9 protein-coding genes are annotated in these 12,135 nt (G+C 35.1%); 5 read left to right on the top strand and 4 right to left on the bottom strand.

Features of this window, described 5'->3' with window-relative positions; genetic code table 11:
* The first annotated feature begins 79 nt into the window (after nt 1-79).
* The gene (locus ACJJVI_RS06370) at nt 80-985 is read left to right on the top strand and encodes an LD-carboxypeptidase (RefSeq protein ID WP_405351053.1); all 906 of its coding nucleotides are present in this window, start codon (nt 80-82) and stop codon (nt 983-985) included.
* Between the two features lie 3 nt (nt 986-988).
* Nucleotides 989-1,351, top strand: a complete 363-nt coding sequence (locus ACJJVI_RS06365) for a YraN family protein (protein ID WP_405351051.1) — start codon at nt 989-991, stop codon at nt 1,349-1,351.
* 53 nt (nt 1,352-1,404) lie between these two features.
* Here ACJJVI_RS06365 and ACJJVI_RS06360 read toward each other — a convergent pair whose 3' ends face one another.
* Nucleotides 1,405-2,478, bottom strand: a complete 1,074-nt coding sequence (locus tag ACJJVI_RS06360; protein ID WP_042245356.1) for an endonuclease — start codon at nt 2,476-2,478, stop codon at nt 1,405-1,407.
* Nucleotides 2,479-2,605: 127 nt separating this feature from the next.
* Here ACJJVI_RS06360 and ACJJVI_RS06355 point away from each other — a divergent pair, with 127 nt between their 5' ends.
* From ACJJVI_RS06355 to ACJJVI_RS06345, 3 genes are all read left to right on the top strand, one after another.
* Nucleotides 2,606-5,434, top strand: a complete 2,829-nt coding sequence (locus ACJJVI_RS06355) for a carboxypeptidase regulatory-like domain-containing protein (RefSeq protein WP_405351049.1) — start codon at nt 2,606-2,608, stop codon at nt 5,432-5,434.
* Between the two features lie 11 nt (nt 5,435-5,445).
* A complete protein-coding gene (locus ACJJVI_RS06350; RefSeq protein ID WP_348022004.1) occupies nt 5,446-6,918 on the top strand; it encodes a DUF5689 domain-containing protein in 1,473 nt (490 codons plus the stop codon).
* A gap of 115 nt (nt 6,919-7,033) precedes the next feature.
* The gene (locus ACJJVI_RS06345) at nt 7,034-7,645 is read left to right on the top strand and encodes a hypothetical protein (protein ID WP_405351047.1); all 612 of its coding nucleotides are present in this window, start codon (nt 7,034-7,036) and stop codon (nt 7,643-7,645) included.
* Between the two features lie 372 nt (nt 7,646-8,017).
* On the opposite strand, the gene ACJJVI_RS06340 is transcribed toward ACJJVI_RS06345, so the two are convergent.
* From ACJJVI_RS06340 to ACJJVI_RS06330, 3 genes are all read right to left on the bottom strand, one after another.
* Nucleotides 8,018-9,895 (bottom strand): OmpA family protein, encoded by a 1,878-nt coding sequence (locus ACJJVI_RS06340; RefSeq protein WP_405351046.1) that lies wholly within the window; start codon nt 9,893-9,895, stop codon nt 8,018-8,020.
* A gap of 22 nt (nt 9,896-9,917) precedes the next feature.
* Nucleotides 9,918-10,832, bottom strand: a complete 915-nt coding sequence (locus ACJJVI_RS06335; RefSeq protein ID WP_036583061.1) for a type IX secretion system membrane protein PorP/SprF — start codon at nt 10,830-10,832, stop codon at nt 9,918-9,920.
* 293 nt (nt 10,833-11,125) lie between these two features.
* Complete coding sequence (locus tag ACJJVI_RS06330) at nt 11,126-12,115, bottom strand: endonuclease/exonuclease/phosphatase family protein (RefSeq protein WP_042245342.1); 990 nt, start codon at nt 12,113-12,115, stop codon at nt 11,126-11,128.
* Nucleotides 12,116-12,135: the final 20 nt, after the last annotated feature.

Here is a 12,135-nt window from a genome sequence, read left to right as displayed (position 1 = left end):
AAAGATATATATTCCTTAACTTAGTTTTAAGACTTTTAGTATAAATTCACGTAGAACACATCAAGCTAAATCACTGATATTGAGAGAATATACATATACCGGTTTAAAAAGTAACGATCATGTACGAATTCTTTGTACAGCAAGAAGCGCTGTTCAGGCTGACTTAAAGCCAGCACATGAGTTATTAGAATCATGGGGTTTACGCGTGAGTTATGGTAAAACTATAGGATCCATAAATCATCAATTTGGCGGTACAACTAGCTTAAGAATTACTGATTTTCAAGATGCTTTAAATGATGAAGATATCGACGCCATATGGATTGCTCGTGGTGGCTATGGTACCGTGCAGATCATCGATGATGTTGATTTTTCCGCTTTCGCGAAAGCGAATTTTAAAAAGCTAATCATAGGTTACTCAGACGTTACGATACTACACAGTCATTTACAAAAGATGGATCTCACGAGTTTACATAGCTTTATGCCATTAGAACTTAAAGACAAATCACAATCTTGTATAGATAGTTTTAAAAAAGCCTTAACAGGTCATTCTCAAAGTATATCTATTGCAAATGATAACAATATAGAACCTCAAGAACTTAAAGCTCGTGTGGTAGGTGGAAATTTATCTATTCTCTACAGTCTATTAGGCTCTAAAAGTTTTACAAATACCGATGGGTGTTTTCTATTTATAGAAGATATAGATGAGTATGTGTATCATATAGAACGTATGATGTATGGACTTAAAAGAGCTGGGCATTTAGATAAGCTCAAAGGTTTAATTGTAGGTGGAATGACTGATATGAGAGATCACAAAATTCCGTTTGGTAAAAATGCGGTGGAGATTATCAAAGACATAACTGCTAGTTATCATTATCCTGTGATTTTTAATTTCCCTGCTGGGCATATAAAAGATAACTGTAGCCTAAAACTAGGCACAGATATGCATGTTTCCATTAAAAAGAATCATATCACTTTCACTTATTAAATTATGGCAGATCATAACGAACTAGGTAAAGAAGGAGAAAAAATAGCTGTGAACTACTTGCTTAAAAATGGATATGACATTCTTACCACAAACTATGTATATCTCAAAGGAGAGATCGACATCATCGCACAAAAAGGAAATACCATAGTCATAGTCGAAGTAAAAACACGTTCCACTCCAGATTTTGGTGATCCACAAGATTTTTTAAAGCCTGCTCAGATTAAAAGACTGGTCTCCACTGCAGACCATTATATTGAACATCATGCTGGTAATGATATCGAGGCTAGATTTGATATTATCGCCATTATAAAAAATAAAGCAGGAACAAAAATCGAACATTTAGAAAATGCTTTTTATCATTTTTAGAAATAAAAAAAAGCAGCCCAAAGGCTGCTTTTTTTTATAGTGTGATGAGATTATTATTCTTTCTCTTCCTTTATAAGATATACATATACAGGAAAGTGATCACTGAAACCATTAGTGAAACTACCATTATTATAGCTACGTAACGGATACCCTTTATAGCGTCCAGATTTATTAGTCATAAAACTAGGATTATAAATTCCAGCATGATAATAGAAGTAACCTTCTTGATCTGCTTTTTTCAATAAAGGATAAGTAAGCATGATCTGGTCAAAAATATTTCCTGCATCTCTGTAAGAAAGCGTGTTAAAACCATCTTTCAACATTTGGATGTATGGATTATAAATCATTTGAGGCTTTACGTCTTCCTGATCTTGTTGTGCATTTAATGTTTTAAGAACACTCTCATTAGTAGGGTCATCATTTAAATCTCCCATGGTCATTATTTTAGCCATTGCATTAGTTACGTGCAAGGAATCGATAATTTGCTGATTTAAGGCTGCTGCTGCAACACGTTTTGCTCTACTACGCATCTCGCCACCACTGCGTGATGGCCAGTGATTAACGATAACACTCATAGGATCGCCATTAAGCTCTCCTGTTACCACTAATTGATCACGAGTAAAAATACGGCGACCACTACCAGGATCTGATATGTCTAAACGTCTCGACTGAGAGTTAATCACTTTAAATTCACTCTTCTTATATAATAAAGCGACATCAATACCACGTCTGTCTGGAGAATCGTAATGTTCTATACCATAATCATAGTCTCTTAATAGCTCGTGGCTCGCAAGGTCTTCAAGCACCTTACGGTTTTCAACTTCACAAACACCTATTAAAGCAGGAGCAGTTCCCGACTTATCTGCACCAATCTTTCTAAGAACACGTGCCATGTTTGTTAATTTCTTTTGATACACGTCTTCTCTTAATCCTTCAGCCATCTCCATCATAGGGCTGGCTTCATCATTGATTGTAGGATCATCTTCTGTATCGTAAAGATTTTCTAGATTGTAAAACGCAACAGTTTGTATTTTATACTGTTTTGTGTCATTGTTATCTTGTTGTGCATGAGACGCTTTAGCGAAAGCGAAAAAAACAAAAGCACTGGTAATGAGATATTTATACATTTCTTTTAATTAACTTAGATTAACATTATGTAAACATTTATACAAACGCCGCGCCAAAGGTACTGTTAACCATAGAAAAACGTACTTTTGCAGCCCATTAATAACGATATATTAATAAACAACTCTTATGAATAAACAAATTAGCAAGTTGATTTTGTTGATTTTACTGGTCTGCGGCTCTATTGCGAGTGCCCAAGTGGTAAAAGGTCGAGTAATTGACGAATCAACCGAAGAACCTATTAAAGGAGCGCTGATTGAAATCTTAGGAACCAAGTTTACAGCAACTACTGATGCTGATGGTTTCTTTAATTTTGCTAGCGGTATCCCACAAGGAGATCAGAAAATGCAAGTTAGTGCAGCTGATCATTACAACCGTACTTTACCTATTGTTGTAAATGAATTAACACCAGTTAATATTGATCCACTTTATTTAAGAGTAGATTTTAGTGATCAAGAACAAACTGCAGGTGTTATTTCACTAACAGAAAATGATCTGTCTGATGACCAGAATGCTGCAAACAATGTATCTGGACTTTTACAATCTTCAAGAGATATCTTCTTAAGAGCGGCAGCATTTGATTTTAGTGCGACATTCTTTAGGCCTCGTGGATTGAATAGTGAAGATGGTCGTGTCCTTATTAATGGACTAACTATGAACAAGATTTTTTCTGGACGACCACAATGGAGTAATTGGGGTGGATTAAATGACTTACAACGTAACCAAAACTTTACTATGGGATTATCTGCTGCAGATAATACATTTGGTGGTTTAGGTGGTGTTCAGAGTATTGACATGCGTGCTTCTCAACAAAGAGAAGGTAGTCGTATTTCATATGCTGCTGGTAACCGTAGTTACACAGGTCGCTTTATGGCAACTTATAATAGTGGCTTGAAAAGTAATGGATGGGCATACTCAATAAGTGCCTCACGTAGAGCTGGAGAAGAAGGATTTATAGATGGTACTGTATATGATGCAAATTCTATAGGTCTATCTGTAGAGAAAAAGATTAATGACAATCATTTCTTAAACTTCACAGGTATGTACACACCTAATCGTCGTGGTAGACAATCGCCAATGACTGAAGAGGTAAAAAACTTAAGAGGAATTACTTATAATCCTAACTGGGGTTATATCGATGGTGAAAAACGCAATAGTCGTATCAGAGAAATTGAAGAGCCTATTTTAATGTTGAACCACAACTGGCAAATCAATGAAAAAGTGAAATTAAATACTAACGTAGGATATCAATTTGGTCGTATAGGAAACACTCGTATCGATAATGGCGGTACTCGTTTAGTAACTCTAGATGGTCAAGATTCTTACATAGGTGGTGCACGTAACCCTAATCCTGATTATTATCAAAATTTACCTAGTTATTTCTTACGTAATGGTTTAGATTATTCTAATGCTTATCTAGCTCAACAAGAGTTTGTAAGTAACGGTCAGTTAGATTGGGATGCACTTTATAGAGCAAACGCTTCATTTACTCAACAAGGAGGAACTAGTGTTTATGCTATACAAGAAGATCGTATCGATGACGATCTTTTAATGGTAAACTCAATTCTTACTGCAGATATTACAGATAATATTTTATTCACAGGTGGAGTGAGCTATCGTAATTTAAAAAGTGAAAACTATGCAAAAATAGATGATCTTTTAGGTGGCGGTGGTTATCTAGATGTAGATTTCTTTGCACAAGAAACCTCTAACATAACACAAGATCAAGCGGCACAATCAGATTTAAACAACCCTAATCGTATTGTAGGCGAAGGTGATCGCTATAAGTACAATTATGACATATTAGTTGATGAGATCGATGCATTTGCTCAAGCTCAGTTTAAGACTAAAAAGGTTGACTTCTATATAGCTGGTAACATCACTCAAACTTCTTATCAAAGAGATGGTAAATTCCGTAATGGTAACTTTGCTGACAATTCTTTTGGAAAAGGAGAACAACTAGATTTTACCAACTTTGGAATTAAGGGTGGTGCTACTTATAAATTAAGCGGTAAAAGCTTTATTGATTTTAACGGAGTTTATTTAACAGATGCTCCTACAATAAGAAGCGCTTTCCCTAATGCCAGACAAAACAATAATACTACAACTGGACTAGAGTCTCAGACAGTATATTCTACAGATATATCTTATATCTACAGATCTCCTATTGTAAAGGCTAGATTAACAGGTTACTTCACACAATTTAAAGATGGTACGGATGTAGGCTTCTATTTTGTAGAAGGTTTATCTGGTGCTCCAACTCAAGATGGTAACGCTTTTGTACAAGAAGTGATGACTAACATAGATCGTCGCAATATCGGTGGAGAACTAGGACTGGAAGTTCAAGTAACACCAACAATTGCTTTAAAAGCAGCTGCTGCATTTGGTACAAATACTTATAGCAACAATCCTAATATCTATTTAAATAGTGATGACTTTCCTAATGTCGATTTAACATTTGGTGATGGAACTACTAATTTAAAAGATTACCACATCGCTGGTGGACCAGAACAAGCTTATCAAGTAGGTTTTGAATACCGTGATCCAGATTACTGGTGGGTAGGTGCTACTGCAAACTTCTTCTCTAATTCATATGTGGACGTTGCACCACTAAGAAGATCAGAAAACTTTGTGACTGATTTAGACGGTTTACCAGTATCAAATTATGATGAAGAAATTGCTAGAGGCTTATTGAAACAAGAAAAATTCAACCCATATGAACTATTAAATGTAGTAGGTGGGAAATCTTGGAAAATAGGCGACAAGTTTGTAGGTTTCTTTGCGACTATCAATAATGTACTAGGTAAAGAATATAGAACTGGTGGATTTGAACAAGGTCGTCTTGCAAATTATCAAGATGTTCTAGACGATAGTAACAACCCAATTGAAGTGTTTGCACCACGTTATTTCTATGGAAATGGTCGCACATACTACTTAAACGTTTACCTAAGATTTTAATAAAATTAATGATGAAAAATAAAATAAATAATATGAGAGCTTTTCATAAAATAATAGCGCTGGCGTTTATCGCCGCTATCACATTTTCTTGTGTAGGAGATGATGATTTTACAGTACCTACATTTAATGACACAACACCAGTTACTGTTGATGGTGTTGTCTTAGACTTAAACACAATTTCCTCGCAAGTTGATCAAAGCAATGATGGTACGGTTACTTTTGAACAAGTACTAAATAATAATGGAGAATTAGTAGACGCCTATGTTACTGGTTATGTGATTTCAGACGATCAAGGAGGGAACTGGTTTAAGGAATTAATTATTCAAGATGCTCCAGAAGACCCTACAACTGGTGTTGCTATTTCGATTGACGTTAACCCTTTATTTACCAGATATGAATTTGGTAGAAAGATATATTTGAAATTAACAGGCTTAACTGCTGGTATATCAAATGGTGTTGTGACTATTGGAGTTGCCGGAATAGGTGGCGATATTGAAAGAATAGCCGCTTCTCAAGAAAGTGACTTTATTAAAAGAGACAATACTATAGCTACTATTATTCCTTTAGAGTTAACTTTTGGAGAGTTTGTGGAAGATGTAACAGAACTTTTATGGATTAGAGTAAGTGACGTACAATTTATCGTTGAAGATATAGATCGTTGTTTTGCTTGTGAGTCAGGAGATAGTTTTGATGGTGAAAGAACTATAAAAAGTTGTGTAGATGAATCAATCGCTAATCTATTTACTAGTACTTTTTCTGACTTTAAAGCTTTAAATATTCCAGACGGGAAAGGAACAATTGACGCTTTAATAACAAGGAGTTTTGATGACAGTGAATTTGTGTTGTATGTTAACACGCCTGAAAATTTTGATATGCCTGGAACAGATCGTTGTGATCCCATACCATTTGTATTAGGCGCTCCAATAGATTGTGCAAATGCAAGTGGTCCTGGAACGAATACTATTTTGAGTGAAAACTTCGAAACTCAGTCTACTGGGGCCGCTGCTATGCCTGCGGGATGGTCTAATGTACAGGAAGCAGGAACTGAAACTTGGGAAGTATATACTTCAGGTGGTTCAAATCCATCCCTAGGAAAAAGTGCTCGTGTAGGATCTTTTAGTTCTGGTGACTCATCTACCATTAGTTGGTTAATTACACCAACTATAGATTTTGACGCACAAACTGGAGAAGTATTCTCATTTGAAACATCAAATAGTTTTTCTGACGCATCTGATTTACTAGTGCTATTCTCGAGTGATTGGGATGGCACTGATGCCAATATTAATTTAGCTACTTGGCAAGAAATTGAAGACGCATTTGTAGTTCCTGATAATGAACTTTTTACAAATTGGGTTTTTTCTGGTAATGTTTCTCTAGACTGTGTAACTGGTTCTGGTAGGATTGCTTTCAGATATAAAGGTTCTGGTGACAGTGCATTTGATGGAACATATGAATTAGATAACATTTCTTTGACGAGCAACTAGGAAAAAGATTATTTCGCTTTAAGCGAAAACATATAAGAAAAGCCCATTGCTATTTGTAATGGGCTTTTATATTTTTAAAAAACACCTAACCAGTAAAGAAACCTTAAATATAAAAATGAAAAACAAACGGATTTTTATTCCTATCATACTGGCAATCTTAATAGGTGGCTATTTTGCATTTAATATAATTGATTGGTTTAGTAATTTAGAATCTGTTGATCAGCCATTGCCTCATAAGAATCTAATTACCAAAATTCAAAAAGAATCACAGCACAAAGAATCCTTTGAATATAAGAGCTCTATAGTATCCATATACAATAGTGGTAAGAATAGAAATGGAACTATTTTATTTGATTTGGGAAGTAATTTTGATATCAACCCTAAATCTATAACTATTAACAAGAAAGAAATTAAAGAACCATCTAGTCGGATTTACAAAGGTTCATTTTTCTTAAATAGAGATCTTCATTTCTCGTTTCCAATTAAAAAACTAACAAATAGAATAGAAATTAGTATAGATGATAACCCAAAAGAAGAGCTATTTATCACTGATAAAAAAGATTATGCAAAAATCATATTACATTGTACTGACTCCTTTAACATAAAGCTCAATCAAGAATCTAAACCATTAGTCTATTTCGATAAATCTAACAGCTGTTCTGATACTATCATAGAATTATATAGCTTCAAAGGAACTAGTTACCTATTAGTTAGTCAAAAGGACTAAACACATACATTTATGCACCATGTCGTGCGCTGGTATCTAATATTCGCAATTCTACTATATAGTAGGCTCATATTATTCCTCATGCAGCACGCATCTGTAATTCGTGAGATCTAATAAAACATTTGTAACGACTATAGAAATCCATATAAACAGTTAGAAATAGCCTTTAGTGTTCTCTAAACATATAATTGAGCGCCCTAAATATATCTTTCAGAAATCGCTCGCAATGACGTTATATTACTAAACACAGTGATCTCCTACTTCCTTACAATAGTAAACTAGTCAACATTATACAAAATCCTAAAATAAAAAAATCCCATCTCAATAAAGAGATGGGATTTAAAGCATTGGTTAGTTAGTAATGCTTAATAATTATCTTTTTGTAATCGTAAACTCAGATCTACGAGACAACTCATATTCTGCAGAAGTACATTTTTGAGAAGCACAATCCATTACTGGGTTTGCCTCACCACGACCTACCGCAGTCAAGCGACTTGCGTCTACTCCTTGCGACACTACATAAGCCACAATTGACTCGGCACGACGTTGTGTAAGTGCAAGGTTATAAGAATCAGATCCTCTGATATCTGCATAAGTCTCTGCCATTACTTCTAGTTCTGGATATTTCTTCATAAATGAAACTAAACGATCCAATTCTAGAGCTGCATCAGGACGGATATTTGAAGCATCTAAATCAAAATAAATTTTGTTTAATATGATTTTCTCATCAATTACCGGTGGATCTGGAATAATAGGCTCCATGTTTACAGTAACCATAGCAGTTGCTTCTTCAGCAACGCTTAAGTCAGATTGTCCACTTTCATACTGATCTTTAACACCACGAGCAACAAATTCTTCATTACACTCTGTAGTAAACATTGCTTTTCCTTCACCATCTGTAGTCTGACTAGGTAAGCTATTACCATCTGCATCTTGTAAAGAAACGATTGCACCTGGAATAGGCTGATTAGTTTGTGCATCAATAGCGGTTACCGTAACAGCAACTTCACAAATTTCGATGCGATTCACTGCATAGATATCATCACTTCCTTTTCCACCTTTACGGTTAGAAGAAACAAAACCTTTACCTGTTTCTTCTGAATATGTGAAAGCAAAATCATCCATTACAGAGTTTACAGGAGAACCTAAGTTAGAAACTTTACCGTCTTTGTATTTAAATACGTCTAGACCACCTAATCCTAAGTGACCGTTTGAAGAGAAGTAAAGTGTACCATCTTCAGCAATCCATGGGAATGAATCATCACCTGCAGTATTAACTGTAGGTCCTAAATTTACTGGGTTTGATATTTTACCATTCTTAAGACTCGCTTTATAGATATCAGTTCCACCTTGTCCACCTGGCGCTTCACTTGCAAAGAAAATTGCTTTTCCATCTGCAGTAATACTAGGATGACCTACACCGTATTCTTGACTTTCTAGAGAAGTAGTTCTTACATCTCTCCACTCGCCACCAGCTTTAACAGCTCTGTAAATATTCAATTTACTCTCGCCATCACTAGCTTTTTCATAATCTCCATCGATATAATCTACACGAGTAAAGAACATATATTTCCCATCAGGTGTAATATCTAATGTACCTTCATGATACTTAGTATTTACATCACCATCAAGAAGTTTTCCTTCACCAGGCATACCATTTTCATCAACAGATGCTTCATAGATATCTAAGTAAGGTTCTTTATTCCATGCATAGTTTGCACGCTTATTATTACGAGCACTTGCAAAGTAAATTTTATCACCTATTTTTTGTGCAGCAAAATCACTTGCTTCACCATTAAGTCCTAAAGCCTCAGCAGTATAAGCTGGGTTCATTCCTGTAATGTCTGCTAGGTAATTAGGGTTTGCTTTAAAGGCTTTAGCACGATCATCATTAGGCACCATCCCAGCAAACTGGTTCATGATAGTATTAGAGAGATCATATTTTTGATTAGCCTTTAAAGTTTGAGCATATCTGTAAAGAGTCTCTGCTTGAGGATTCTTATTAGTAGCTCTTTTATAAAATTGCTCTGCACTTTTAAAGTCACTATTAAAGAAATAAGAGTTTCCTAGGTTAGTATAAACGTGTTGAGAACGCTCTCCATTTTTAATGAGTTTCTCATAAGCTTTTGCAGCATCCACATAACGCAGTTGCTCATATAGTTTGTCTGCTTTTTTAGTTGCATCGCTTTGTGCATTTACTTGAAATGAGCCAGCGATAATTATTAAGAGTAGTAAATATATTTTTTTCATGATATTCTTTCTTTGCTGGTTATTAGAAGAAACGTGGTGATTGCATCACTTTACGAGGGAAATTCAAGTCATAAGTCAAGAAGATCTCATGTGAAGAATTTGCCGCTACCTGTATATCTGATACCACGCGGTCATATGCATAACCTACCTTTACATTATCAGTAAGTTGCATACCTACTAGACCACTGAAAGAGTCTTCATATCTGTAAGATACACCTACTTCAAACTTATTATTAAATAATACGTTTGTGTTTAAATCAAAGCTTAATGGAGAATCAAATGCTCCTTTAACCATTGCATGTGGCTTTAATTTGATGTTTTCATTAATATCAAATACATATCCACCCGTTAAGAAATAATGTTGTGTTTCAGAACCAAAGGTTAAACCGTCCTCATCTAAGTGAGTACTATTTAACATATTAGGAACAGAAAAACCAGCATACCAGTTATCTCCATAAAGGAAAGCACCTGCACCCAGATTTAAGTACTGTTCGTTTAATTGCTCACTAAACAATGGATCACCTGGCTGTGTAGTGTTCACAAAGTTAAGATTCACATCGTGGAATGTAACACCAGCTTTAAGACCTAGAGATAATGTTGTTTTCTTTCCAACTTGTAATTTATAAGAGAAATCTCCATAGAAGTTTTTCTCTTTAACTGGTCCTATTTGATCAGAAATTACAGAAAGACCTACACCTACTCGATCGCCTATTGGAGTACTACCAGAAAAGGTAAGTGTCTCTGGCGCACCAGTTACACCAGTCCATTGTTGACGGTAAAGAGTTGTAAGAGTTAAGCCATCTCTTGTACCAGCATATGCTGGGTTAATGACATTTTGGTTGTACATGTACTGTGTGTACTGAGGATCTTGTTGAGCGTGAAGTACGCTGGTTCCGGACAAGACAAGGAAAATCCCCATGGCAAGTAATTTTCTCATCATTATAGAGTTAGTTTTTTGGGTTGCACAAGTTAGTTTTATGGTTCTAAATATACTACTATGCTATCAATTGCGACTTACATAGTGACCTGATTTTATAATATCTTGCTTTCGCGAAAGCGTAATTTTTAACCTATCCATTGATAATCAACTATTAAAGGCTAAACATTAACATTATACTATATCATCAATTATTTACTTAGAAGACCGAATATAGAAAAAATACATCGCCTATATTGTTTAACAATTTCTTTATAGATTAAAAGCAACGTTTCACAGACGAAATGATTCAATTAGTTTCTACGTAGTATCATATATACAGGAAAATGATCAGAATAACCTCCTTTATAGGTTTTACCAACAAATGTGCGCGCTGGTTGCCCTCGATATTTCCCTTTCCATTGCCTCAACATAATGTCATCAAAAATGTCTGCTTGATGAAAGTATAAAGCATCTGGCACATCATTAATTAAACTGTCACTAACCATAATTTGATCAAAAAGATTCCATTTAAAATTATGATTTAAACTACCTCTATGAAATTTTTTAAGCGGCGCGGTGACATTTTGAAAACCGTGTGGCAGGATTTCATTGCGTATACTATCGTTTTCTGGATCATCATTAAAATCTCCCATTACAATAATATTAGTGCCTTCTAGTAAATGCTTCTCTTGATTAGTTCGATCATTTTGTGGATCTACATGATTGATATGATCCATTAACTGCTTGGCTACAGTTACTCGCTTTTCATTTGTAGAGTCTGCTCCATCTCTTCTAGACGGCCAGTGGTTCACATATATATGTAATGGCATACCAGATAAAAAACCTTTTACATATAATATATCACGGGTACGGTCTGGCTCATCATTAGGCATAGTTACATCGACAGCTATCGGTGTAGATGATTGCACTGTAAATATTTTTTTACTGTACAATAAGGCTACATCAATTCCTCGCTCATCTGGGCTATTATAATGTATGATACCATAATCTCCTTTAACCAGTTTAGGCTGTTGTATTAAATCTTCAAGAACTTTTTCATTTTCCACTTCAGCCACACCTATAATTGCCGGCAACTTACCAGTTTGTAAAACACCTACTTTTGATATCGCTTCACTCAATTTTTGCAGCTTTTTCTGGTAACGTTGTGGTGTCCATTGCTTACGACCTTGTGCTGTAAAATCCTGATCTAGTATATCCTCATCATTGTGAACGTCAAATAAATTTTCTAAATTGTAGAATGCGACGGTATACTGTTCAAATGCCTGTTGTGAAATTGCCAATACTCTTATTTTTGTAGGGA

The sequence above is a fragment of the Nonlabens sp. Asnod3-H03 genome (genome assembly GCF_045063665.1).
Taxonomy (GTDB): Bacteria; Bacteroidota; Bacteroidia; order Flavobacteriales; family Flavobacteriaceae; genus Nonlabens; species Nonlabens ulvanivorans.
Note: the sequence above shows the minus strand (reverse complement) of the source record. Positions and strands in the feature narration are given on the sequence as shown.